14 protein-coding genes are annotated in these 26,118 nt (G+C 49.3%); 5 read left to right on the forward strand and 9 right to left on the reverse strand.

Features of this window, described 5'->3' with window-relative positions; all coding sequences use genetic code 11:
• Nucleotides 1–117: 117 nt before the first annotated feature.
• The 4 genes from SO_RS07385 to SO_RS07400 all read right to left on the reverse strand — a co-directional run bounded on the left by SO_RS07385 (nucleotide 118) and on the right by SO_RS07400 (nucleotide 16,830).
• Nucleotides 118–5,997: a hotdog fold thioesterase gene (locus SO_RS07385; RefSeq protein ID WP_172966575.1), complete on the reverse strand. Its 5,880-nt coding sequence runs from the start codon at nucleotides 5,995–5,997 to the stop codon at nucleotides 118–120.
• Nucleotides 5,998–6,005: 8 nt separating this feature from the next.
• The gene (locus SO_RS07390) at nucleotides 6,006–8,264 is read right to left on the reverse strand and encodes a PfaB family protein (RefSeq protein ID WP_164925849.1); all 2,259 of its coding nucleotides are present in this window, start codon (nucleotides 8,262–8,264) and stop codon (nucleotides 6,006–6,008) included.
• A 104-nt stretch (nucleotides 8,265–8,368) separates the two neighbouring features.
• Complete coding sequence (locus SO_RS07395) at nucleotides 8,369–15,964, reverse strand: type I polyketide synthase (RefSeq protein WP_011071759.1); 7,596 nt, start codon at nucleotides 15,962–15,964, stop codon at nucleotides 8,369–8,371.
• Nucleotides 15,964–16,830, reverse strand: a complete 867-nt coding sequence (locus tag SO_RS07400) for a transcriptional regulator of eicosapentaenoic acid synthesis PfaR (protein ID WP_011071760.1) — start codon at nucleotides 16,828–16,830, stop codon at nucleotides 15,964–15,966. The genes SO_RS07395 and SO_RS07400 overlap by 1 nt, the downstream gene beginning before the upstream one ends.
• Before the next feature lie 709 nt (nucleotides 16,831–17,539).
• Here SO_RS07400 and SO_RS07405 point away from each other — a divergent pair.
• Both SO_RS07405 and SO_RS07410 read left to right on the forward strand, forming a co-directional pair.
• Nucleotides 17,540–18,496, forward strand: coding sequence for a 4'-phosphopantetheinyl transferase family protein (locus SO_RS07405; RefSeq protein WP_011071761.1), 957 nt, complete (start codon nucleotides 17,540–17,542; stop codon nucleotides 18,494–18,496).
• 121 nt (nucleotides 18,497–18,617) lie between these two features.
• Nucleotides 18,618–19,193: a lipoprotein gene (locus tag SO_RS07410; protein WP_011071762.1), complete on the forward strand. Its 576-nt coding sequence runs from the start codon at nucleotides 18,618–18,620 to the stop codon at nucleotides 19,191–19,193.
• A gap of 65 nt (nucleotides 19,194–19,258) precedes the next feature.
• Here SO_RS07410 and SO_RS07415 read toward each other — a convergent pair whose 3' ends face one another.
• Entirely contained in the window at nucleotides 19,259–21,250 is a 1,992-nt protein-coding gene (locus SO_RS07415; RefSeq protein ID WP_011071763.1) for an alkyl/aryl-sulfatase, read from the reverse strand.
• A 123-nt stretch (nucleotides 21,251–21,373) separates the two neighbouring features.
• Here SO_RS07415 and SO_RS07420 point away from each other — a divergent pair, with 123 nt between their 5' ends.
• Nucleotides 21,374–22,318: a LysR family transcriptional regulator gene (locus SO_RS07420; RefSeq protein ID WP_011071764.1), complete on the forward strand. Its 945-nt coding sequence runs from the start codon at nucleotides 21,374–21,376 to the stop codon at nucleotides 22,316–22,318.
• Nucleotides 22,319–22,365: 47 nt separating this feature from the next.
• Here the strand turns inward: SO_RS07420 and queF are convergent, their stop codons facing one another.
• Entirely contained in the window at nucleotides 22,366–23,226 is an 861-nt protein-coding gene (gene queF, locus SO_RS07425; protein WP_011071765.1) for an NADPH-dependent 7-cyano-7-deazaguanine reductase QueF, read from the reverse strand.
• A 59-nt stretch (nucleotides 23,227–23,285) separates the two neighbouring features.
• Between queF and syd the strand changes: the two genes are divergently transcribed.
• A complete protein-coding gene (gene syd, locus SO_RS07430; RefSeq protein ID WP_164925666.1) occupies nucleotides 23,286–23,936 on the forward strand; it encodes a SecY-interacting protein in 651 nt (216 codons plus the stop codon).
• Between the two features lie 83 nt (nucleotides 23,937–24,019).
• On the opposite strand, the gene SO_RS07435 is transcribed toward syd, so the two are convergent.
• Entirely contained in the window at nucleotides 24,020–24,793 is a 774-nt protein-coding gene (locus tag SO_RS07435) for a Zn-ribbon-containing protein (protein WP_011071767.1), read from the reverse strand.
• A complete protein-coding gene (locus tag SO_RS07440) occupies nucleotides 24,793–25,176 on the reverse strand; it encodes a hypothetical protein (RefSeq protein ID WP_011071768.1) in 384 nt (127 codons plus the stop codon). The genes SO_RS07435 and SO_RS07440 overlap by 1 nt, the downstream gene beginning before the upstream one ends.
• Before the next feature lie 149 nt (nucleotides 25,177–25,325).
• Between SO_RS07440 and SO_RS07445 the strand changes: the two genes are divergently transcribed.
• The gene (locus SO_RS07445; RefSeq protein ID WP_011071769.1) at nucleotides 25,326–25,724 is read left to right on the forward strand and encodes a DUF3192 domain-containing protein; all 399 of its coding nucleotides are present in this window, start codon (nucleotides 25,326–25,328) and stop codon (nucleotides 25,722–25,724) included.
• Nucleotides 25,725–25,768: 44 nt separating this feature from the next.
• Here SO_RS07445 and SO_RS07450 read toward each other — a convergent pair whose 3' ends face one another.
• Nucleotides 25,769–26,002, reverse strand: a complete 234-nt coding sequence (locus SO_RS07450; protein ID WP_011071770.1) for a DUF2789 domain-containing protein — start codon at nucleotides 26,000–26,002, stop codon at nucleotides 25,769–25,771.
• Between the last annotated feature and the right edge of the window lie 116 nt (nucleotides 26,003–26,118).

Consider the following 26,118-nt stretch of genomic DNA (forward strand, 5'->3'; position numbering starts at 1 on the left):
TATTCCCTTGCACTGCGGCTGTCTGCTGTACTTAAGCTAACTGTTATTAAACCAATGGTTCTTAAGCCAATTATTCTTAAGCTAACTGTGGTTAATGCTGCAATGTAGGCGCAAGCGCTATGCCTCTTCGATGCAGATGGCAATATCGGTCACCTCATAAATGCGCAGGCCATCCTTACTCAGGTTGGCATCGCCCTTGATGATGCGTTTACCGTCTTTATCTTCAATGCTGGTGATATGCACATCCAGCGACATCTGTTTGTTTAATGGATTAATTTGACCGCGATACTTCCATTTAATTTCTGACAGAATTTGGCCAAATTTCGGATTATTGAAACCTGCGCCTAGGTCTTGGTCTATGGCATAGGTTTGCAGTAATTCGATAATCGCCTCGACACCGAGGGAGCCTGGCATTACAGGGTCCTGATGGAAATGGAACTGGAAGAACCAATCGCTCGGGTCAATGGTGCGCTCGGCGTATAAGTATCCGAGCCCCTTCTTACCGCCAGTTTTTACAATTTCGGCCTTGTCGATAAAGTTCAGCTGCCCACCCGCTAGGCGGTAGTGTGGCTTGCCCAGCGGCGCCACGAAACTGCGGCCATTTTTATCTAACAGATTGATTTGGCAGTCGGCTTTGATACCGCGCTCAAGGTGCCACGCTTGGGTAATTTTACCATTGTCGATACCCAACTGGTTTTTAAGCGCATCGGCCTTAAAGTAACCGAAAACCGCATTACCACGGTAGAAGGGCTCGCCATCGCAGCTCAGCTCAAAGCTAAAGTTTTGAATGATATTGCTGCCAGCAATCACGGTAGACAGCAGGCGCGAATCATTGACTATGGTCTTACCGCGTAAATCCACTTCGCGCAGTAACTTGCCACTGCCGTCGAGATTGCGGAAGAATAACTCCTGCCCTGGAAAGCCTAAGGTCGTGCCCATATAACCCGAGATAAAGCCATTTGGCTGCAATGATATTTCCATCAGCACAGAGTAGGGCATTACACTCGGGTGGCTGGTTTTACGGTAATACCACGCGTTGCTGGGCACTTCATACTCGGCAATACAGGTGGATGGCTTTTTCAGCTCGCCACGTTTGCCTTCAATAGCCACCACTCGGGTAGTGAGTTGCAGATCGCCACAGGGCGTACGCGGCGGGATTAAGCCACGGTAAATACTAAAATCGGGGCCGAAGCAGTTTTCAATATCGCCGGTGGCAAACTCAAATAAATGATAAGGAGTAAACGGCAGGGTGTCGGGCACGCGGTTGGCGTACTTAGAGCCTGCTGGCGCAATCGGCGCGCTCACATGCTTAAGCGGCACAACGCCTTTATTGACCGGAGCTGCAACATCTGGGATTTGCGCCATTAGCGGCGCTTGTTCCGCGAGACTTTCGATATTTGCTGCTTGCGTATGATTACCCTGTGAAGAATGGCTTTGCGAATAGCGGGTGCAATCCGCTTCTTCTTTAATCATCACCCCGAGATTTTGGAAATCCACCACCACTTTGCCATTGAGCAGAATATCAATATTCGCCTTGGCATAGGGGCGAGGGCTCATGCCGATTTCGGTGACTTCCATGCGATAGGTGAGGGTGCCAGATTGTGGCAATACCTGACCGCGGCAGCGCACTTTTTGCGATGCGTTTTCAAGGGGTTGGAAACGGCCGTTAGTAACGCCACCTGCTTGTGTATTAGCATGCATACCAATATGCAGCATAAAAAATTGCAGTAACTGGCCACAACCTTCGGCCATGAGGGAGCCTGCCATCACTTGGTCGCCCTTGAAATGGCAGGGGAAATACCAATGGTCGGGGGCTAATTGCTTGTGACCTTCAATCAAGCCTAAGCCCCAGGCGCCGCCATGCACTTCGAGCTTACTGACTTGCTCGATCATCAGGAATTTTTCCGAGGCGAAGCAGAGTGAAGGCTGGAGACCAAACTTTGCTTGATGGGCCGCATGTTCACCGCCGAAACAGCCACCAATGTCGGCGCTCAGTAGACGATGGATTTGGCCGTAGCTAAAGGCAGTTTGCGCGCAGTTAAGTAGCGGCGTGAAGCGTGGCTTATTGCCGTTTCGGGTATATTCATTGGCCAGTGCAATTTGTGCTTGCTCGCGCACCTTAATTTCGACCTCGGTGCGAATCACCCCTTTGCCATCGGCCAGTTCTTTATCGGTAAAGAATCCCGCGCAGCCGCCGTCCATCTTGAGGATCAGCTTATCGCCCACAAAGCATTCGTAGGAGAAGAAAAATAGCAGGGTATCGCCATTGCGGGCAAAGTGGTTGATGGAGATATCGTAGCGCAGGGTATCACCGCCGCGGGGCAGATCCCCAAGGAAGGTGAGGGTGCAGTCGAGCAAACGATAGACGCGCTCGCCCTTGTTTTCAAAATCGATACCTAAGTAGCTGATCAGCATTAAATCGCACTGGCCCGATTCGACCGCCACTGCCCAAGGAATTTGGCCATCGACCAAGAAGGGCGCATCCACGGGAATATCGTATTCTGTGGTCATACTGCTCGGTTGATAGCGGTTCATTTGCGCGTTGAGCTTCGTTACCCGCGAGACCAGCAGATAATCCGAGGTCGGCAGGCGCACGCGCCGTGCGTAGCTGTCGATAATGGCATAATCGGCGCCAAAGACCTTGGCAATGTCGCCTTCGGCGTATTCCACCAGATCCTGATAGTTCCAAATGCAGGGCTTAGCGGCAGGAATGGGGGGCGTATAGGGCGGGACTCTTGCATGATTAGGCGCATGATTAGGCATGAGTTCTGGGATTGACACCGCTTGCTGCGCCTTCGTTTCAGCGACATTTGCGCTGGTGGCAACATGGGCTGCAACAGCACCCATTTGTGTCGTCTGGGATAATTGTGCCTTTAACAACGCATCTGCCAGTTTGAGCCCTTGCTCACGGCTCTGTAAAAAGGCTAAGTGCGCCTCGCGGGCGAGTTGCTGGTTTTGCAACAATGCCGCGCTATCCTGCGCCGATGCTGTTGTCTCAAATTGAAGTGGTGCGTTAGATGACATACCGCTCTCTGCTGCTAATGGTGTGGCGTTTTCAGCCGTGATATCAAGTGCTGCGCCCACTGCGGGCTTAGTTTGTGTCGCCTGTGAGGCTAAAGGCTGCAACTGGCGCATTTTGCCTTGGATGGCGGCAAGTGCAGGCAGCGGCGTATCTACAATATGTTGATAGATATCGCGACCACCGAGCGTCACTGGTTTGATTAAATGTTTTTGCTCACTTAAGGTTAAGTCCTGCGCAAGGCGCAGTTCTAGTTGTGCCGCCTGCGTTGCCGTTTGGCTTAACAGCAGCAGCGAGCTCACCCCTTGGCTTTGGGTAGACACTAATGCCTGTTTTTCGGCGTTTTTATCCGAATTTGCTGACCTGTTCTTTAGGCTTAACAGGGCACTCAGAAGACTGGCCATACCTGCAGCGGCAAAGTTATGTCCAAGGGTATTGGCGACTCGATTGCATGACGTCCCCAAAAGATTAAGCTGCGCTAATAAATGCTCTGCTGGCAGTTGTTCTTCTGGGGCAATACATTGCTCAATCATATGGATGGCCGTTGGCATTGAAGGATTGGCGATAGCCGTTTCGGTTATCAGCGAATCAAGCAGCTTAGGCAGCTGATGGTTTGTGCCAAATGCTTGACCACGAATTTGGCCGTAACCCGCTTGTTGACTGTTGCTCGCTTGCTGGTTTGTAAGCACGATAGCGCCGGCGCCTTCACCCACCTTCCACTGTGGATTTGCGCTGTTGGCATCGAGATCAACGGCGACTTGAGCGTTTTTCAATATGACCTGTTCAACACTGCCGCTTAAATCCACGGCGGCAATCACTACGCCATCTAGGGCCTCTTTGGACAGTAAGTTTTGCGCCACATCGATACAACGGGCAACCGATTGCTCGGCGGCTGAAATGGTAAACGCTGGGCCGTTAAAGTCCCACAGCGAGGCGATGCGCGACGCCATAATATTGCCAATAAAGCTGGTGTATTGATTGAGCTTGGCGGCATCGAGCACGCTGTCCATGGCGATGGCTTCGAGGGCGAGGTATTCATCATTGGAGAGGTGAACACCTTGTTTCTTTAAGCTATCCGCCAGTTGGGTGTGCAAATTCACCCGGCCACGGAATTGGTGCAGCTCAAGCTCGGTTTCCATCGCCACTAACACCGCGACCTTGCTGCCTGCGGTTAACTTGGCATCGCGAATCGCTTCGTCGGCGACTTTGATCAGCAACAATTGCTGGGAGATAAGCCTGTCATCCTCATTGGGCGGCACTTTAAAGCGCAAAAAGTCGAAGTCAAACTGCTCGATATAGGCGCCTTTGGGCGCGCGATTTAGGCCAAATTGCTGCAAGATATCGGGGTGTTTATCTAAGCCTTTCCATCGTTTAGGGGGCAGCGGGATAAAGGCATCCGTTTGGGCTATTAGCGCCTTATCCAGCGCATTGATGGAGGCCAAAGGCCCAAAATGCGACGCCATGCCTATAACGGTTAATGCTTGCTGCTGATAAACAGGTTTGTTGGCTTGCTTCTCGGCGCTGTGCGCTGTCGGTTGATAGGATTCCAACAACAGATGGGCGTTACAGCCGCCAAAACCAAATACAGACACCCCTGCATGGCGACGATCGTTGCCCGCTTTATCGGGCCAAGCCTGACGCTGTGTGGGAAGATTATTGACGCTAAACAACCCTTTAGGTGATGAAATCGGCGCCGTTAAATTGATACTTGGCGGTAGATGGCCTGAGCGCATGGCAAAAATCATCTTCATTATCCCAGGCATGCCGGCTGCGGTGAGCAAATGCCCAAGATTGGATTTGGCCGAACCTATCAGCGGCGCTTTAGTGCCGTCGAGTTTATCCTCGAAAAAACGCTCCATCGAAGTGAGCTCAACTTTATCCCCCAGCGGCGTGCCGGTGGCATGGCATTCAATCACTTCGATATTGCTCGGGTGCGTGTTAGCGGCGGCATAGGCGCGCTCGAAGGCTTGCACTTGGCCCTTACTGTTGGGGCTTAAGACAAATTGGCCTTTGCCATCGTTCGATAAACCAATGCCACTGACCACAGCATAGATATTATCGCCATCGCGCTCGGCATCCTCTAAACGCTTAAGCACTAATACGCCAGCGCCTTCGCCCGCGAATAAGCCTTTGCTATTGCTATCGAAAGGCGCCGAAATCCCATGGTCTGGATAGGCGTGGAAAATCGAGAATCCCATATTGATAAAGAAGGGATCGGCGCCCGATACAGCGCCCGCGAGCATCATATCGGCCTTGCCCGTGGTTAAATAATCGCAGGCCAATTTGAGGGCATAGACTGAGCTGGCGCAGGCGGCGTCGAGACTGAGCTGTGCGCCGCCAAGGCCGAGGGCATCGCTTAACAACTTAGACGCCGTATGAGCAATGACACCATTGGCTGCCAGTTGCGAGCCCGCAATTGAAGCATTGGCGAAGGGCGCTAAGGCAAATTGTGGTTGATTAAGCTTGGTTTTTAATGCCTTTTCAACCGCTTGATGGTAAATCGGTAAAAATAATTCATTGGAGCGAGCCGTCGGGAAGGAGAGCGTGCCCATCACAATCCCTGTGCGCTCAAGTAATGGCGCCGTTAAATCCACGCCCGCATTCAGTAGGGCCTTTTTACTGCAATCTAATGCCCATAAAAAGCTTTCATCCAGCCCTGCAAAAGTGGCTGGCAGTAACTGATAACCCTGTGGATCAAAACGAAAGTTGCGGATATAGCCGCCCTTGTCGCAGTAAAAACGGTCGGCTTGGCCTTGAATCCCTTGGTAATCAGCAGGATTGGCATTGAGTTTGGCCGCGTCGATTTGGCTGCGGGAATCTTTTTTATCCAGCAGATTTTGCCAAAACTGCTCCGGTGTGTCGGCATCGGGATACTGGACAGCAAGGCCGACAATGGCAATCTTTGGCATCGCCTTTAACGTTTGGCGCTGGTCGTTTGGCACAGCGGCGCTGTCTTGCAGAGTCGGGTGAGTATGCATTTGAGAACTCAAAGGGGTTCTCCTTCTTGGAATACGTTTGAATAATGGCCTAATGCGCAGGCGTTGGCAGAGTGTGACGCTATCGTTTTAGCCGCAGTCTTATCCGCATGGATAGTTGCTGAGTGCGTTGCTGATTGAGCTGCCGATTGAGGCATAAGTGCCGCCAGGGAGAGTGGCACTCTATGGCTGATAAGTTGAGCTAAGCATTTGAGCAAACTGACGATCGTATCGCTGCCCTTGGCATTGCATGCCATGGCTAATATCGGTTCTTGAACACCATCGGCGCCCAACTCAAGTTGGCGGCTGATTTTATCGATAAGGGTGCTGGTTTGACGATCGGCGCCCACCTCAACAAATAAGCGCGCACCTTGGTTATACGCGGTGTTAATCAGCGCGGTAAAATTCAGCGGCGCGCAAAAGGTATCGGCAATGCTTTTGGCAATACTCATGCTATCAATATTGACGGGGCTATGCTGCGCCGCGCTAATAAAACGAACCTGAGTCTCGCAGGCTGTGGCCTTTAAGCCTAAGGTATAAAACCCTTGGATTGCATTGCGCTGTGACTGCGAAGGCGCAGTATGCATGGCCGTCACTTTATTGCTGGCAATGCCACGCTTATTCAGCCTTGCAAGGAGCTGTAAGCAGCTTGCTTCGCAGCCCGCGAGAATACAGGTATCGCCCTGTTCGATGGCCAGATAAACCCGCGGAAAATCAGCCAGCAGTGGATTAATTTCGGTACTGGTTGCGCGCACTAAAAAGCTATTCCACGCCAGCGGAGCATCTTCATTCAATTGCCAGTCGCGGCGAACGGCTTGAAGTTTACCGGAGATTTCGTGGTTGAAAATTGCGCTGCCTTGGGTGGCATCAATCAGGCTGTGGGGTGTTTGCCAGATAGCTAAACTTGCCCACATGGCTGCTTCACCCATGGAATAGCCCAGTGCGAGCCGTGGTTGGATAGTAAAGACGCCAGTCAATAACTTGCTAAAAAGGTAACTCGCACCAACGCCGCTAATGGCGAGCTGGCTTAAGCTCATTTCTGCGGTGTCTTTTACGCTTACATTAACTGCGGTTTTCGCATAAGCCGCGTCTTGGTAAATCGTCTCGGCCTGCAACATGGCGGCTAAATCCCCTTCGCGTTCAAGCTCGCGATAAAGCTCAGGGAAATAGCTATGTAAGTCGCTGAACATATTCGGGTAAACAGTGCCTACGCCGGGATAGACGAAGGTTAAGCCCTTATCACCAAGGGGCGAGGCCGCAAAATAACTGCCCGCTGGGGTTTTAAATACCAAACTTGTCGATGCACTAGGCTTGGATGCACTGTGCTTGGATGCGCTGGACTCAATAGTCAGTCGTGCCTTTTCAATAAAAGTCTGCATCGCTTTGGCTTCTTGCATTAACTCTTCAAGGGAGCCTGCCATCAGCACTAAGGCTAATTCATCCTTTGCTTGATAGCGCTTAAACCAATCACTGCCTTGGCTGCTGAGCCAATCCGTATCAGGTTGGTTTAACGATAAGGTCAATGAATCAATCAGTTGCAACAACTTAAGCGTTAACGACTCAAACTCATTGCCGCTGATGGGAATAAACAGCCTGTTGGCATTGAGCAACGGTTGAGCGATAAGCCCTGTACCTTGAGTCAAGATAAGGCTTTGGGCTGTCTGAGCTTGAGGGGCTTTATCGAAGAGATTTAGGCTTAACACCCTTGCTTGATGGGGCTTGGAGAACCAATAACATCGCTCTGTTTTTTCTGTATTGAGGTGGGCAAGCATTGGCGTAATACCTGCTAGCGTTCGATGACTTAACGCCTCAATAGCTTGATATAAAAGCTTTAGCTGACTGGCAAGATTGCCTGCATCCGAGTAGCAATTAACCGCCTGAGCACAATCGCGTTTGGCGAGGGCAAAAGCGCGATTTGTACAGTTTTCGATTTCTATATCGCAGAGTGCTTCATTCGCTTCGGCTTGAGTCTGTGCCAAGGCTGAAATATAAGCCTCGGCATGCAGGTGTAATTGCGCGGCAAGTAGTCCATCGAGCAGAAACAGACTACGAACTTGCTGTTGATATTCAAAGCGGATTTCAACGAGTTGTTTTTGCGCAATATGGGCGAGCTGCTCGCTGAGTAAGGCGACTAAGGTTGACTCATCAGATGGCTCATCAGATGGCTCATCAATCAGTAGCTTATCTTCAACATTGAGCTGAATTCGACAAGCCATCAACTGCTGCAGCGCACTGGCATCGGTTTGTGCATGGCTAAGTGCACTTTGCATCCACCCATCACCAAGCCATACGGCTATTCGCAGTGGTTTGGCATTGGGATGCGGACTGTTTAATGCCGCATTGCTTAATGCGGCATGTGCGATTGGGTTGAGTGTCACTTAACACTTACCTCGGCCATGTTTTGGATTGATGCCTGCACTTGCGCCAGTTGTTGAGGTTTATTAGCCAAAAATGCTTGGTTAAGCGTCTTACTGATCGTGACTTTTGCTCGTTTCATCTCGCAGCTTAAACGGCCATCCTGATGGTAGAGGGCAATATTCGCCTCAAGCGAGCGGGACGAGTGCTTAAGCACATCCAGCACTAATACTGCCTTTTCACCAAAGCTCAAGGGCGCATAGGAAACAAACTCGCCAATCGTGCTGGGTAAGCTTGCCGCTTGATATTTAAGGCGAGCCCACACGAGCATGGCCTGCAATAACAGATCTTCGGCAAAGGGTTGTGTACCCTTATCCTCAAGCTTTGGCGCAAACTTGCCGCAGTCGTCTAAGGCCACCTGTGGCAGTTCTACTTTGGCCATAAGATGTTGGTCATCAAAGGTGAGCACTTCGCTTATGCCTTGCAGTCTCGGGCCATGGAACAAGGTGCCATCGCTGTAGAGCGACTCGCGGTTCGCGATAGCGGGTTGCTGTGCCATCTCCTGTATCAGAGAATGCAACTCGCCAACCTCGAAACGCTGCGCGTCTGGCATATCATCCGTCTGCGCCACTAACACCGCCTGATACTGCGGGCGACCTTCAAAGCTTATCAGCGCGGCTAACGCCTCAGTCGATTGTTGTGCAGCGTCAGCAAGCGGCGTGAGCATCAATTCGAGCTCAATAGGCGCATTGCGTGCAAGCAGCGCCTCATCGAAGATTACTCCCTTGAGCAGTCGATAATCGCTGACACTCACCGCCGTACCTAAATGGGCCTTGGCGGCCTCACGCATCCAATCGATGGCGCATACCGTTGGCAACACCGCATGACCATTGATGCAATGATCCTCAATAAAGCTCATGCGTTTAGGGTCGAGGCTGCGCATGACGCGAATGCTCTGCGGCACCGTTTGGGCCATAGGCTGCGGATCTAACGCTGTGGCTAGATCCGCTTCAGGCTTTTTTGCTGATGCAACTTCAACGGCATTGGCGGTATTGCCCTGCATATCGGTTCCGACCAACAGCTGTGCGCCTGTATCACTCAATAATTGGCTGGCAAATAACTCGGCACCCGCTTTGAGTGGAATGACATAAACCCCGCGGTCAATAAACATTTTTTTCAGCGCTGGATTGACCATGCCGCCATCCCAAGGACCCCAGTCGAAGCTCATCACCTTGGCTTGTGGTAATTGCTGCGCAAGTTGCAGCGCGGCTTTATTGAGAATGTCGTTAGACATGGCGTAGTCGCTCTGGCCGGTATTGCCGTAAAAACCCGCCGCCGAAGAGAACAGTGCAATCAGTTTTACTTGGCTAAGATCCAGCGTTGACAGCAGATTATTAAGCCCGGTGACCTTAGTACCATAGACACGTTCAAATTCATTTAAGGTCTTGTCTTGAATATGTTTATCGGCTAGAACTCCCGCACCGTGAATAATCCCAGTGATAGGCGATAGTGCGTTAATGGGCGCAATGGTGCTGGCAATGGCCGCAGGGTCGTTGACATCCACACTTAAGTACTCAGCGCTGGCGCCAATGGCATCAAAGGCGGCTAAAGCATGGCTGATCTCAAGGCTGCTCTGCACGGGCCATACTAAGGCGTCCACTTGTTTTGGTGTGGGTTTATCACCAAGGCTTTGCAGGTGCGCAATGGCTGCGGCTTTGAGTTCGTTGCTCTTTTTTCCCTCTGCCCATGCAGGGATCACTTGGTGGGCGCTACGGCCAGCGAGGAAAAAATGTGCCTGACAGCGTTTTGCTAAGCTTAAGGCGCATTCAAAAGTGACACCTTTAGCACCGCCCGTGACCAGTATTTTATCTGCATTGCTAAGGACGGCGGGTGGATGGCGAAGTGCAGCGGTGCCTGCAACTAATGTCACGCGATCAAAGTTGCTATCAATACCGACTTCGACCGGCGCATCTTGAAGGTAGTATTCCTGCACCACCGCATTGGCGACCGTTTTAGCGTCCAAGTTTGGCGCGATATCCAGCGCGCGGCAGACCACTCCCGGCCACTCGTGATTTAAGGTTTTAGTGAGTCCAAAGAGCGCCGCTTGGTTGAGTTCACTCTGGCTGATGAGGGCACCTACCGACTCGTCCATGCCGATATAGCCAAAGCCACCGTCTATACAGCTGACGGTGACAAAGCGGCAATAGTCACGTTCAGTTAAAAGCGGTTGTAAGAATTTGGCGAACAAGAAGGCTTGCTCGACCGAAGCTTTGGCTTCATCTACCAGCACTAAGCCAGCACCTTTATCGGCAACGGATTTATGCTGTGGCTGCAGATGAATAAAACCGGCGATTTGGCCAAGCGCTTCAATCTGATTGATGACCTCACAAATGCTTTCATCATCAATAGCCTCCAGCGTGAAGCTGGCAATATGGCTATCGAGTGGCGATGCGCTGGTCACAACCGTTTTAGGTGAGCGTACAACCGCGACCTTAACACCTTGGGCGTGAAGCTTTTCGGCAATCACCCCCGCGTTGTGGCCATCGTCGCCGATAACGACGTAACTGTTTGCCGTCAGTTGAACATCGCTAGTTGCGATGATGCGCGCTAACTCAGCCGCCGCTGGCAACTTTTTTAGCATCACCTCACTATGGGGCGGCAGGTCGATGGTTTCCTCGACGGTTTTTGCAATAGCCTCTTGAGTCTCTTGAATTGTCGCAGCATGGTTTTGTTGTAGCGCCTCACTTGATGATTGCGAACCAGCATAGAGGGCGACAATTTCACCCAAGGTACGACACTCGGCTAAATCTTCTGGGCTGAGTTCTGGCAAGTTTGGCAGTTGGTCTTGTACTGTGCCTAGAATTTCCACGCGCTTAATGGAATCGATACCAAGGTCGGCTTCCATGTCCATGCTTAGCTCAAGCATTTCAACGGGATAACCGGTTTTATCGGCCACAACCGCCATCATAGTGCGCTCAATTTCATCATTAGAAACCGCCGCCCTTGCAGCTATTGCACTTTGTGTCGCATGGCTAACTGTGGCCGCAGCTGTTACAGGAGCCGCTTGGCTAAAGAGCGCCGCAATTTCCCCTAAGGTTCGGCACTCGGCTAAATCTTCTGGGCTGAGTTCCGGCAGATTTGGCAGCTTATCTTGCACCGTGCCTAAAATCTCCACCCGTTTAATGGAGTCAATTCCAAGGTCGGCTTCCATGTCCATGCTGAGTTCCAGCATTTCAACGGGATAACCGGTTTTATCGGCCACAACCGCCATCATAGTGTGCTCAATCTCGCCATCGGATACGGCCGCAATTGGCGTGACGGCAGAGGCGACAACCTGAGGATTCGTTGCTGCCATGGCTGCAAAGGTTTGTGCTGCCACTGGGACGGCTTGGCTAAATAGCGCCACAATTTCCCCTAGGGTACGGCACTCGGCTAAATCTTCTGGGCTCAGTTCTGGCAGGTTGGGTAATTCGTCCTGCACTGTGCCTAGAATTTCCACGCGCTTAATGGAGTCAATGCCAAGGTCGGCTTCCATATCCATGCTGAGTTCCAGCATTTCAACGGGATAGCCAGTCTTGTCGGCCACGACCGCCATCATAGTGCGCTCAATCTCATCATTGGAAACCGCCGCGCTTGCGGCTACGGCACTTTGTGTAGCATGGCTAACAGTGGTCGCAGATGTTACAGGAGCTGCTTGGCTAAATAGCGCCACAATTTCCCCTAGGGTGCGGCACTCGGCTAAATCTTCTGGGCTGAGTTCTGGCAGGTTCGGTAATTCATCCTGCACTGTGCCTAGAATTTCTACGCGCTTAATGGAGTCGATCCCTAAGTCCGCTTCCATATCCATGCTAAGTTCTAACATTTCAACCGGATAGCCGGTCTTGTCTGCCACCACTGAGAGCATAGCGTGCTCGATTTGCTGCAAGGCAGGCTTTACTTGAAGCGCACTGGTTTGTGCGGCCACAGTTTGTACTTGTGGTTGCGCTAATGGTGGCTGAGTTACTTTTGTCTGTGCTACTTGTGCCAGTGCTACTTGAGGTTGCTGAACTGTGGGCTCGCTCACAGGCACAGCAGTCACTTTAGGCTCTGCGGCCAACCCTTGAACCACGGGGGCCTGTGCTGGAACGACAGGTTTTGTCACTGCTACTGCCACTGGTGCAGCGGCTTGAATGGGGGCTTGAACCTGAGACGCTGGCATTTGACCTAATAATGCCAGTACTGCTTGGCTACTGCTGGTTTGCAATTGCATAAAGTCACTATGACTTTTTAGGGTTTGCGCTTGGTGCTGATGGAACAGTTCCATTGAGCGTTGTAGGCTCTCTGGAATAGCGATCCCAAGGCTTGCCATTTTGGCTTGCTCTGCCATCAGTGCGCTGACTGTATCGCCGTATTGCTGCGGAATGGCCAAAAATTGTTGATGTAATTGCGCTGCCTGGGTTTGGGCGGCAAAAAAGGCGCTCAGGGCATCTTGATTCGTCTGTCCAGCGGTAAAGCTGGCTGGCTGTGCAGGCGTTTGCTGTTGAATATTATTGCTATTTTGTGCCACGGGCTTTTCCACTTCGACAACCTTTTCTAGAATTTTTTCGACAATCACTGGTTTTTCAACAACTTTCTCAACCACTTTTTCAACGATGCGATCCACATACTGCACTTGGCTGGTAATTTTGCCCGATTGCAGCGAATCGACCATTTTGCTGCGGGTCGCTGGGCTGATGTAGTTGGTGGCATTGAGTTTTATATTCATGGCCGATGTTGCTGCTGGGGCAATTAACTCTGCTTGATACGGATCAATCTCGCGGAGTTTTACCCCCGCCACCGCCAGTTGCACTGCGGCGCTGCGCAGTTGGCTGTCACTATCGCCCTTGGGATTAGGGTTAATGCTGATAATACACAGCTCGTTTAACTGCGCCGCGAGGGTATTTTCAGTTAACTTTTGCAGAATGTTTTTTGGGCCGAACTCGACAAACACCCGTGCGCCTGCGGCATACATGGCTTCTAGCTGCTCGCTAAAGTGCACCGATTGCAACATATGATCTTTCAAGGCAGCTTTGATGGCGTTGGCATCGATAGGATGCAGCTGGCCTGTGCCATTGGCATATAAGGCAATCTTTGGCGTGTTGAACTGAGCCTTATCGATGGCTGCACTAAAGGGCTTTTGTGCATGGGCAACCAATGGCGTGTGAAAGGCGCCAGAAACGGGCAGGGCAATCGCCTTAAAGCCTAACTCGCTAATGGCCTTAGCCGCCTGTTGGGTGGCGGCACTAGCGCCTGCAATCACCAGCTGAGTGGGTGAGTTGTAGTTGGCAACTTTGACGCCTTCAAACTGCGCAAGGCAACCGTTGATTACCTCAATATCTTGTTTTTGCTTAAGGATCACTGCATACATAACACCCGCATCGGTATCTTGGGATGACTGCGCCATCGCCTGTCCACGCTCAAAGGCAAGTTTGATGTAGTCATCCATTGAGATAACCCCTGCGGCGCACAGGGCCGAAAGCTCACCGAAGCTATGACCAGCCAGCATATCTGGGGCGAAACCTGCCTGAGTAAACAGGGCGTACTGCGCCATTGAGAGCGCGCCGATGGCGCTTTGGGCATACAGAGTGTTGGTTAATGCCGTTTCCTGCGCTTTTATCGACTCATCATCAAAGGCTGGAATAGGATAGAGCACGCTTGAAAGCGCAGGCTTACCATGGGTACTAAACACTTTATCGCTGGCGTGGATATGGCGGCGAAGCTCGGGGAAGTTATTGGCAAGCTCCAGTCCCATATTCAGGTACTGCGCGCCTTGACCAGCAAATAGCGCGGCGATCTTGGTTTGCTCATTGACTAAGGCCTTGGCGCGGTAGCTGATCCCAGAAGGTAATTGCCAGCTCTCAGCGTTATTGGCTTCAAGCTGCGCTATCGCTTGGGTTAACAGAGTCTGTAACTGGGCATAGTCTTTGGCGATAAAGCCAAGACGGGCCGATTGCGGCGTAATTTCTCGCAGGGCGTAGGGTTTAGCAAACTGAATAAAATGCGCCTCAGAAAGCTCCGCCTTAGCTGAGCTTGCTTGTTGTAAAACAGCTTTTAACTCGTTCAGTAGCAAGGTTTTATCGTTAGCCGCAAACAGTAGGATTTGTGCCACGCTGCGTTGACGATAGGCGTCATCGCGCGTGTGATCTGGGCGGTATTCTTCGAGTACTAAATGGAAGTTTGTGCCACCAAAACCGAAGGAGCTTATCCCAGCGCGGCGCGGCGTATCATCACTGCGTTGGATCCAAGGGCGCGCCTCGGTATTGAGATAAAAGGGCGAGCGATCAATCTCAAGCTTAGGATTGGGCTTGCTGACGTTAATCGTGGGTGGCAATACTTTATGGTGCAGTGCCAGCGCGGCCTTAATCACACCCGCCGTGCCCGCGGTGGATTTAGTGTGGCCCACCTGAGATTTGACTGAGCCTAAGGCGATATGCTGTAACTGCGCGTTATCCTGAGAAAACACTGAGCTTAAACCAGTAAATTCCGCTACATCGCCTGCGGCTGTGCCTGTGCCGTGGGCCTCAATCAAGCCAACAGTGTGCGGCGCAAAGCCCGCGTCATCATAGGCGCGCTCTAGTGCCTTGGCTTGGCCTTCGGGGCGCGGCGCATAAATGCTCTTAAATTTACCGTCCGATGAGGCGCCTACGCCTTTGATTACCGCATAAATACGGTCGCCATCGCGCTCGGCATCGTCGAGGCGTTTTAAGGCGACCATGCCGATGCCTTCGCCAATCATCATGCCCTTAGAGTCGATATCGAAGGGTTGGATTTGCTCGTTGGTGGTAAAGGCGGGTGTCTTTGAGAAACTCATATACATGTAAGGCGAGTTGTCGGTACAGACACCGCCGGTGATCATCATGTCGCTGCGACCTTCGGTCAGTTCGGTGAGCGCCATACGCATGGCGGCAAGCGATCCTGCGCAGGCGGCATCGACGACGCAGTTCATTCCACCTAAATCGAAACGGTTGGCGATGCGTCCGGCAATCACGTTGCCAAGGGAGCCGGGGAAGGAGTTTTCTTCCCAGTGGACATATTGGTCTTGGAATTTTTTGATCAGCAGCTCGCTATCTTCATCGCTCAGGCCACTGCTTTTAAATACTTTTTTAAGCACAGGATATTGCAGGCGCGCGTTGAGGCTATGGCTTAGCTTTTGCCCGCCGCCAATCCCAAGGGTGATACCGATGCGGTCACGGTCGTAATCGTCTGGCAGATTGGCATCCTGCAGCACTTCTTTGGCTACGACGAGGGAAAGCAATTGTGAGCTGTCGGTGAGTTCCAAAATATTGGGCGGCAGACCAAACTCCATAGGATTGAAGTCGACCTCTGGCATAAAGCCACCGCGCTTGCAGTAACTTTTATCGGCCTTGGATTTATCCACGTCGTAATAGTCATCAATCGCCCAATGGCTGGCTGGCACGTCGGTAATGGCATCAATCTTGTCGCAAATTAAATCCCAAAACTTATTTAAATAGCGTGAGTTTGCAAAGATACTCGCCATACCAACGATGGCAATGGGCATATCTTTCAAGCGTTTATTTAGCCTTTTATCGGCTTTTTTATCGGTTGAAGGTTGAGGCTGTGAAGGGGTATGGCTCATTATGAGTCTCCACTGGCAAAGCGGGTGGCTGTTGCCTTATTAAGGGATTTAGCGATGGCTTTTGGGGTTTGCACGCCAGGAAAGCGGGCTAAAAATGTGTGGTAGTTGCGCACCAGCAATTTACGCAGATGAAACGGCCCGTCTTGCAGTACATAAGCGATATAGCGATTGGCCGCTTGGGTATTACTGTCTTGATAAATATCGATATAAATCCAATCTGTCTTGCTATCTATACCAAGGAGCACTGATTTAGGCTTGGCTTCGGTTAGTTGCGGTGGCAGTGTTAATGACACCACTTGCACTACGGTGTCGCCATCGGTGCTTGGCAGGGCGAGCGCTTTTGCTAAGGTTTCGGAGTTAACCGTATAGGTTTGTACATCGCTGCCTTGGGCAATCGGTAATTGATTAAAATACTGTTTAGGGACAAGCTCTTGGTCAAACTCGTCGAGGCGCGATACCCCATAACGCTTAAGGCAACGGGCTAAGCCTGAGCGCGATACATTGGGGTTAATAAAGGTTTGCGTGGCTTTAAGTAGCCTATCGAGCGGCAGCTTTAGCTGATACCTCAGTCCCACCACCACATATTCTTCAATTGGGGTGAGGGTGGTATTGAGATGATGCGGTGTATTCGGGCTATCGTTAATCGATTCGCGCTTACGCCATTTACGCACTGTGGCTTCGGTAATATTTAAAATTTTAGCAAGCTGACTGACACTCAATTCAGATTGCTGAATAAAGTGGCGCATTTCTGGCGTGGTGGTGGCATTTCGGTGTCTTACCACCTTGTGGCGAGAGTTTTTCTCTGTGCTCGATTTTTGTTTGCGAACAATATCTGCGACTTGAGTGCCAACTTTTGGAGAGCTCATACTTGTCAGTGCGATCCCATCATTATTATTTTCATCCAACATAATCTATCGGGACTGCATGATATGGCCTTTTAAACCGAGTCAAAATTCATGCTTAAAAGAGGCTTAAAACCCGTGTTTTTAGATATTTTACAGTACACAATGGTGATGCAGATTACCTGAGGTTTTTGCTCGATACAATCATGTGGGACTTGAAATGGTTTTTTAATGTTCAAATCGGCCATGTTGATTATCGTTAAATCCTATTTAACTAGGGCGTGTTGATGTTTCAGGGTTATTTTTGCAGCAATTTGGCTAGCTTTTATGCAAGGCAAAGTCCGTGCAGTGTAGTTATTCTACATAAACGGACGATAACGCGGCAGAAAAGCTAGCCAAATGCTGCCCGAAGGGTTCGTCTGGCAAGCCCTTGCTCTTACTTTCTGTCATAAGAGCCGCTCGTCATTTGAGTAGAATAACTACACATTATTCCTCGTTTCGCGAGCACGAACTTGCCATAACGAACAAAATCTAATCTCGAAACGTCAACACGCCCTAACAGTGCTTGATAAAATATTCTATAAAATTCAGTTTATTAGTGATGGTTTTGATATATTGCTCGTCACGCTATCAGAACGGGGTAAAATAGCGCGGCAATCAAGGTATTATGGATGTCATGATTTTGATGACATGGTTATGAGGACTCAGAAATACAAGGCTTTTGGATAATCAGATGAAGATTGAGCTTTTTTTTATACCATTAGCCGAGATGGATGCTGAAATGGTGAGCCGTTGTATGGCGCTGTTGAGTGAGGACGAGCGTGCAAAAGTGGCGCGTTACCTTGCGCCCAAGGCGCAAATGAATGGCTTATTGGTGCGAGCGGCGCTGCGCTGTGTCTTATCTCAAGGGCTGCAATCTCCAAATGAATCTTCACTTAACGCATTTTCATCTAACACAGGCTCACTACCCATTGCTCCCCAAGATTGGTGTTTTGAGTATGGGGCAAAGGGCAAACCCAGTCTCTGCCATGAGCAGTTTCTGAAGACGGGTATTGAGTTTAACTTAAGCCACAGTGGCGACTGGTTATTGATAGCCTTGGCGCAAGGGCGGGCTCATACAAAATTCATCGATCAAAGTGCAAAAACTCGCTTAGGTTTAGGTGTCGATATTGAGCGGGCCCGGGCAAGCACAAATATTTACCCCATTCTGAATCATTATTTTTCTGCGCGAGAAACCGAGGCGCTACTGGCATTGCCGGGCGAAACCGCCCACCGCCAACGATTTTTTGACCTGTGGGCGCTTAAAGAGTCCTACATCAAGGCAACAGGTTTAGGCTTAGCGCAGTCGTTAAAATCCTTTGCCTTTGAGTTGATGCCTGATGCACTTGTCGAGGTCCATCCCAATCAAGTAGCGCTTCGCCATGAATGGGTTGAACTTAAAAGGCGAGAACCCTTTGCGTTACCAAGCCAGCTTAAATTGTATTGCGAGATTAAGCCTACGGCGGCGTTTCTGCCCGATTCTGCGCATCCGCCGCCAGAAAACTTGCACGTGCAAAGCTACTTTGGTCGGCTTGATGAGGAATATCGCTTTGGCTTGAGTCTCATTCATCCTAACGCGCTATCGAATGTGCAGATTTCGATGACGCTTGCCAGCATCAAATCGTTGTTAGCGGCTAGTTTGGCTGACTAACGCTTATTTGCCCCTATTGCTCAGTCTGCAGGTTGCTGCTTTGATGTGACAGAGTCATTCATCTTGGATTAAACATCGCTCGTTATAGTCATGTCATAGCATTAACTCACAAGGTTTTTTTATGACAAAACGGAATTGCTTTTCACGTGCGCCCTTTTTACCAGCGGGTCTTATATCGGTAACCGCTGTGGTGCTACTCAGTGGCTGTGGTTATTTTGGTGGTGATGAAAAGCAGCAATTGGAGCAGGCTTGGCTTGCACAAGATCCTCAATTGCAGCAAGTGGTTGAGCAAATTCGCAGTCGCGGGCTAGATGTTGTGGCTCAAAGCGCAGCGGCGGGTACAGTGTCCGCCTGCGTAACAGAGAAACTGACGCAAGATCCCTTAGGTAAGTTAGTGAATGTCGAAGGTGCCTTAGTGGAGTCGGCCAAGGTGGCAGAATTACTCGGTGACTTACAGAAGTTAATGGAGCAAGAGGTGAGTTTTGATCAAGTCGCAAGCTTGCTGCAAAAGGGGGCGGATGCGGCGGCCTATGCAAAAAACCTTATTGATCAGCAAGGATTAGAGCAAGCTATACAAAGCCTTAAACAAATGGCACTCGCCAGTGAGCAATTTGCGCAGCAGGATTTAGGCGCGCATTTTCAGCAGTTATTGCTAGAGTGTAAAGCCTCTCCTCCTGCAACAACTCCAGCAAACTAATCTTGTGTGAACATCACACCCTCATCCTATAAAAAACGCCCTGAATATTCAGGGCGTTGGGTTATTTATTTTGCTGTTGGTGGTAGCGGGACAATTTCAAAGTTGGCATCGAACTGGACTAAGGTCGACATGATTTTACCAAAAGCGGTTTTATCGCCTTCCAGTTTCGCACTGCCGTTAGCCAGTAAATCTTTAAGGGTCGTTTTACCGAGTAAAATACCGGTAATATAACGTTTATCAATATAAAGATTGGTATCTGCCTCCATCGGTTTATCAACTTGAATATTGCTTAAATTACCATTGCTTAGCTCAACATAGAGTGTTTCTTTGGTGTCTGGGGTGATCACATTAAGCCTTAATAGCCCAAGCTCTGCAGCTTTGATGCTATCAACTCTTACTGCGAGAAAGTCAAACAGGGTCGAGATATCCATTTCACCTAAAATATCTGCTGAGGCCGATTTAGGTGCGCCGGGCTGGATTCCTGCTCGTAACTCTTGGGCACCCGTCAGATAAATATTGCGCCAGCCAGCGCCCTCCGCTTGATAACCCAGTTGCTCATAGGTATCGGCAAGTAATTGTCTTGCCTCTGTGTTATTAGGTTCTGCCATCACGACTTTATTGAGTGCGGTGGCCACAAAACGGTATTCGCCTTGGGCATAGTCGGCTTTGGCGTGTTTCAATACGGCTTTAGCACCGCCCATGTACTCAACAAATTTGGCCGATTCATCCTTTGTCGGTAGTGGGTTTAAGTTGGCGGGATTCATATCGAAATAGCCAAGGTACATGTTGTATACGGCTTTGGCATTATGGCTGTAGGTGCCGTGGTAACCATTGGTGTACCAAGTATCGCGCACGGTCTTAGGGATAGTGGTTTGAATCGCATCGCCAATATCTTGAATACCTACGCCATTATTGGCTAAACGCAGGGTTTGATTATGGACTAGGCCATAGTTATCCCTTTGCATTCTTAAGTAGGCATTGACATCTGCATTACCAAAGACGGGTGCTGAGTGGGCAGTGAATATAACCTGTGCATCATTACCAAAATGGTTCAGTAATTCATTGATATCCTTAGACCATTTTATCGCATCTCGAACTTTTGCCCCGCGTAAGGTATAAATGTTGTGCATGCCGTGGTAGGTGAGCTCTGCGGTCCACAATGCTTTCATTGAGGGAATATAGGTGGCCATTTCCGAGGCGGCTTCTGTGCCTGAGGCATCCATAAACACCATGTCGATACCATCAATGGTGAGTGTTTCCCACTTGTCTTTGGCATTTAAGGTGACATCGGGTTTAACGTAGGTGACTTCGCCTTTGGATAAGCCTTTGGCAAGTGCAGCATCGACAATGCCTTGCTCGTTGCGCTCTAACGTTGCGCCATATTGATAAGCGGCGCGGCGGCTCATGGCATTTCCTGCGAGTACGTTTTCGTCAACAATTTCTTTGGTGATGTTATTGGAACCATAGACTTTGACGTTTGGGAACATATCTTTGATGGCGCGGGAGCCACCAAAATGATCTCCATGACTGTGGGAATAAATCATTGCGACTACGGGTAAGTTATTGCCCTCGGGCAAGTGTTTAAGCGCAAATTCGAGGGATAATTTTGCCGCTTCTTTGGTCAGCAGCACGTCATAAAGGATCCAACCCGTTTTACCGCGGATAAGGGTTAAGTTGGCTAAGTCGGTGCCACGCACTTGATAAATCCCATCGGTGACCTTGTATAAGCCGTTAGACACCATATTCAACTGAGCTTGGCGATACAGTGACGGGTTGACCGTGTCAGGGGTTTTATCGCCAATAAAGCTGAAATCGGCCCGTAATATCGCCGCTGTTGGTTCATCGAGCTCAGCAATAAGATTTTTAGAGAACTCTTCAAAGGCTTTTTTATCGGCAAAGTTAAGGGTGGCTGCCGTGGCTTTGTTTACCTCTATGGTTTGTTTGGTGGCAGGCTTCCCTTGATAGTGCAGGCTGATGTGCTCATGCTCGTGTTCAGCGGCCACTGCGCTTAAGGAGAAGCTGGCGATAATACTGATTGTCATTAAAGATTTTTGCATTATTTTACCTACCGATAAGTGGGATTGTGTCGTTGATGCTTTGAGTATAGCCAGCTTGTGTATTTAGGTAACTCGAGTTAGCTTGGGTTGTAATATTCATATTGTGAATGAGTTAGCTCCCTTATGCCGACACAAAAGCCGTTAGATTTAAATTTATTACGCGTGTTTATGGTGGTTTACCGTACTCGGTCATTCACCCAAGCGGCGCAGGAGTTAGATTTAACTCAGTCATCCGTGAGTAATGCAATAAGTCGATTCAGAGCCTGGGTTGGGGAGTCGCTGTTTACTCGGGTTGGGCGGGGAATAGAACCAACGGCGGTGGCGCGGGAGATGTATCGCAAGTTTGAGCAACCCATGGCCGATATCGAAACCGTATTACTGGGATTTGAGCATTTTGATCCCCACTCGAGTCAGCGGCGTTTTTATGTATATGCCAATGAGTCGGTTATTGAAACGCTACAAGCTGGTGTGCAGGCTTTATTGCAGGATGCGGATATCGAAGTGATTTTCCGTGAGTCGCCGCCGCAGGAGGCGGAGTTATACCGCGATATTTTGCTAGAGCGGGTTGCCGTGGCGATCGATATAAAACCCGCTCAGCAAAGTTTGCTCTCAAGCAAATTGCTCTTTACCGAAAATTTAGTGTGTATCGTCAGCCGGCAGCATCCTCGTATTCAAGGTGTCATTAACCATGAACAGTATTTTGAGGAGAAACATGTCTTTTTGAATCTAAGGCGTTTTAATTTGACTGCGGGGGATTTGTTTACCGAAGGCGTGTTACCAAGGCGCAGGATGTACAGTGAGCAGTCATCCCTATTGAGTATGTTTGCAACCGTAGGTAAAAGTGAGGCGATAGGCATCGCCCCTTTACGTTATGCCAGCCAATACGCTGACATTTTTGGCCTACAAATTTTACCTATGCCACTGAAAACAAGGCCGATTGATTTATATATGGTGTGGAGTAGTAAGTATACCCAAAACCCGAGCCATCAATGGTTACGAAGTTTATTGCTCAGTGCCAGTACCATGACACTAAATGAAAAAGCGCTGGTTCGGACTCGCTGCGAGTGAACCAGCGCTTTTGGCATGTTTATCTCATTGTTTTAGCAATGTATATATTACTGTCTGGCTAACCTATGGCTCTCGCCTGGATGCTCAAAATCACTGCGGTAGGGGTTAATGTCTAAGCCGCCACGACGGGTGTAGCGGGCGTATACGGTTAACTTAGCGCAGTGGCAATAATGTTTTAAGTCGACAAAAATCCGTTCGACACATTGCTCGTGAAACTCATTATGCTGGCGGAATGAAATCAGATAGCGAAGTAATTTCTCGCGATCGATTTTAGGCCCTTGGTAACGGATCATCACACTGCCCCAATCGGGTTGTGAGGTGATTAAGCAGTTTGATTTCAACAAATTAGAATTGAGCGTTTCGGCAACAATTTGTTTTTCATCAGTGCTGTTTTCCAGATACTCCGGATTAAAATCATAATCACTGACTTCAATATCGAGATCGTCAATGCAGGTGCCTGGTAGTTCGACGACACGTTGAATACCAAAACTTTTAGGCTCAATAATCTTAACGGTTACATCACCTTGGGCACATTCACTGAGATCTTTCACTAAGGTTTTTTGCACCGCATCGAGATTGTCGAATTTGGTTTGATTAAAACTGTTTAAATACAGTTTGAAGGATTTTGACTCGATCAGATTTTGGCTTGCATGACTGAGCTGAATGTCAGCGATGGCCACCATAGGTTTGCCCTTCGCATTTAGCCAAGACAGCTCATAGGCCGTCCAGATATCGGCCCCGTGGAAAGGTAAACTTTCTGCAGTTAGGTTGATAGCGTTACGGTTAAGTGAGCGAGGAACCCCTTGCAGCAGCGACGCATCATACTCGGCTTGATAATCAGTAGCTTTACCTAACGTTAAGCCCGCAAGCTCTTTTGCATCACTATAGGGATCGTGATTCTGTGTCATCAATACTGTTTCCATGTCAAAATAGGCGCACATTATACCCGAAATTGGATTGTGCTTAAGTGTCTTGTCTGCCTGCGCTCGATAAATTTTTGCAAAACTATCATCAGTCTTACCTATCAACTTTAGGCGAATTACCACGATATTACCCGCGAGGTGAGTCATCTTTGTGTATTCAAGGAGAGTTTGTTGAAGCGTCAACTGAGGCGGTGGGTTGGCTACCAGTTAAGCGTGAACAGCCCGGCAGCTTTACTAACGTTGAGCATGCATTGGAGCTTAAGTTGTGGCCCGATATCCATAGCTTCTATGGTCAGTATTTTGCCGCGCCAGTGCTCTTTGACTCAACTTGGGGCACGGGAGAATTATTACAGGTATGGAATGAGGCGGATTTTGATGCCCTACAGCAAAATATCATTGGGCATTTGATGATGAAGCAAAAGCTCAAGCAACCGCCCACCTGGTTTATTGGTTTGCTTGATGAAGGCGATAAGATGCTGACGGTTGATAACGCCGATGGCAGTGTGTGGATTGAAATTCCTGGCGAGCTTCCCTCAGTGCAATTAGCAACCAGTTTAGCGGAATTTATTGCGGCCTTATCGCCACGTATTGCTCCACCGGTGAAACACGAGGAACTCCCCATGCCTGCACAGGATCATCCGGGGATTTTTGCCAGCTTTAAACGAATGTGGCACAACTTAACGGGTAAGCGCTAAGCGCGGTGAGTCTCTTACAAAGTGTTCCGCAAACTCGACATCACGCATTTGTACGGCCGAGTTTGCTATTCAAAACGGGATGGTTATTGATGATCCCAAGACAAGTTCGATACGATGCGGCAAGGTTCGCAGCGAAAGTGGAACATATCTAATAAAGGTTCGTCGAGTTTCCAGGCGTGACTGCCACAACGCGGGCAGGGGCGAGCTAGTTCAGATGCCAGATCTTGGCCACCTACCCGATACAAATAATAGTAAGTGGGGATGTGGGTGAGGTACTCAATTCGGCCGCGTAGGTCCCAGCCTCTTCTAAACAAATCACTAGTTGGACTGGATAATTCTTCTAGCGCGGCAAATTCTGCTTTAGTGGCCGCGGCCATTTGCAATTCATCACAGGCCTGCCATTCGCTCTGCCAGCGGATTATACGCTTATGATCACCATTAAAAGTGGCTGGGATCTGATACAGCGGAATGGGTAAGAGGTTATCACCACTTCGCAGTGGTGAGCACATGTGCACATAGCTGGTATAGAGTAACTGCCAACTAGGTGGCTCAGTGTTACTGACCTCAGAATTAATGTCCTGACCGATAAACTTTTCACGCGGCGCTAAAAGCTTAGCATCGGTTAATTCTGCCAGAGCCTTTTTTACCCAAGGGCTGTGATAGCGATGTGTCAGACTGTTTTTTTCTGGCGTAAGCAGGCGTACGCGAAATTCGCCATCATTAAAGGCGACAGCAAATTCGCGACCTAACACTTGGCCATTGGCGCGGTATGCTTCCAGTAATTGATTGATCGCCCTCTCTGCCGCGCTAATGGTGGTATCGGCAAAGCATTCAAAGCGCAGTTCGGTGACAAACATTAAACGGATTTTCCTTGGAGTTCGAGTTGATTAACGCGCTGTTTTAGCTCGATAAGTTCATTTGTAAGCTGCATGATTTCCGTATTTTTTAAGGCGATGGCTTGCTCAAATCCCTTTTGCAGCTCTGTTAACTGTGCCGCAAGTGTTGTGACAGAAAGCGGGACTGGTTCTGTCGGTTTTTGCTCTTCAACCTCGGGTATTGACAGTGCTGCTAAGCGCTCCCGCTCTGCTTTAGGCATAGATTTAAACTGTTGTAACCCCTGGATTAATATAGGCATAGGGAACTTATTACCTAGACGGCTTTTAATCAGGGCAAGACTTGGCGCTTTACCGCTTGCGTCGAGTGCACATGCTGCCGCTAACACTTGGTCAATCGGACTCATAATAAGTGAAATTCCTTATTTTATATTGTGTTTTTTACTAACTTACCTGTGGCGTGGTTATTTTAGTTATTATAAATCAATGGATTGATGTTTGGCATTGATTTTGCTTTTTTAAGCATTTTTATAACAAATACACAGGAAGTCAAAATATGAACGCAAAAATTAATCGCAACCTTATCGCGGTCGCTTTTTTAGGGTTAGCAAGCTTAGGTCTTAGTGGTTGTGTGGTCAATGTTGGCGATGGTGAATCGGGTTGGGATCGCTCTGAGTCTTGGGAAAAAGTGCAGGATAAAAATCGCTCCAATCTGGCCAAGCTAAGCCTTGGTATGAGTAAAGACCAAGTGATGACGCTAATGGGAGCCTCAGACTTGAGCGAGTCCTATTTGCAGCAAAGCGCTGGGCAAGCCGATAAAGAAGTATTGGTGCTGTTTTATCGTACTCAACGTTCCCATAGCGATGGCAAAACCACTAAGGATGAATGCACGCCAGTTGTGCTGAGTAATCATGTTTTAATGGGGTGGGGTGATACAGCGTATAACAAGATTTAACCACGACTAAGACTGCTCCTCAAAGACACTGAAAGCCCTAAAAATTAGGGCTTTCTTAACTGGGTATCAAGCTGTTCAATCAGTTCGGTCCACTGTGCGTCAGCTTCTAACGCTTCGGTGAGAAAACTCTTTTGCGCTTGTGTCCAAAAAGGTGCTTCAATGAAGTGTATTTGTGATGTCAGCTTGTGGGTCGCCATAAATTGCGCAATGGCATTGGGTTGGCCCTCTAATCCTAGCTGTTCAAATAGATGACTTAAATCGACTGGTGTTGTATCCATTCTATCTCTCCCTCCCAAGGTTAGCCTGTTATCTAGGTTATGCCTCTGTGTGAAAGATGCAATCAATGATTAAAATTTGCACTTTTTTGTTTCCTTGATACATTGATAAAGACTCA

The sequence above is a fragment of the Shewanella oneidensis MR-1 genome (assembly GCF_000146165.2).
Lineage (GTDB): Bacteria > Pseudomonadota > Gammaproteobacteria > Enterobacterales > Shewanellaceae > Shewanella > Shewanella oneidensis.

Bases quoted from the DNA above. Each gene is read 5' to 3' on its own strand.
- SO_RS07450 (WP_011071770.1), bottom strand. From the start codon at position 26,002: ATGGATACAACACCAGTCGATTTAAGTCATCTATTTGAACAGCTAGGA.
- queF (WP_011071765.1), bottom strand. From the start codon at position 23,226: ATGACACAGAATCACGATCCCTATAGTGATGCAAAAGAGCTTGCGGGC.
- SO_RS07385 (WP_172966575.1), bottom strand. From the start codon at position 5,997: ATGCATACTCACCCGACTCTGCAAGACAGCGCCGCTGTGCCAAACGAC.
- SO_RS07405 (WP_011071761.1), top strand. From the start codon at position 17,540: ATGAAGATTGAGCTTTTTTTTATACCATTAGCCGAGATGGATGCTGAA.
- SO_RS07410 (WP_011071762.1), top strand. From the start codon at position 18,618: ATGACAAAACGGAATTGCTTTTCACGTGCGCCCTTTTTACCAGCGGGT.
- SO_RS07445 (WP_011071769.1), top strand. From the start codon at position 25,326: ATGAACGCAAAAATTAATCGCAACCTTATCGCGGTCGCTTTTTTAGGG.
- SO_RS07390 (WP_164925849.1), bottom strand. From the start codon at position 8,264: ATGCAAAGTGCACTTAGCCATGCACAAACCGATGCCAGTGCGCTGCAG.
- SO_RS07440 (WP_011071768.1), bottom strand. From the start codon at position 25,176: ATGAGTCCGATTGACCAAGTGTTAGCGGCAGCATGTGCACTCGACGCA.
- SO_RS07415 (WP_011071763.1), bottom strand. From the start codon at position 21,250: ATGCAAAAATCTTTAATGACAATCAGTATTATCGCCAGCTTCTCCTTA.
- SO_RS07400 (WP_011071760.1), bottom strand. From the start codon at position 16,830: ATGAGCTCTCCAAAAGTTGGCACTCAAGTCGCAGATATTGTTCGCAAA.
- SO_RS07420 (WP_011071764.1), top strand. From the start codon at position 21,374: ATGCCGACACAAAAGCCGTTAGATTTAAATTTATTACGCGTGTTTATG.
- SO_RS07395 (WP_011071759.1), bottom strand. From the start codon at position 15,964: ATGAGCCATACCCCTTCACAGCCTCAACCTTCAACCGATAAAAAAGCC.
- SO_RS07435 (WP_011071767.1), bottom strand. From the start codon at position 24,793: ATGTTTGTCACCGAACTGCGCTTTGAATGCTTTGCCGATACCACCATT.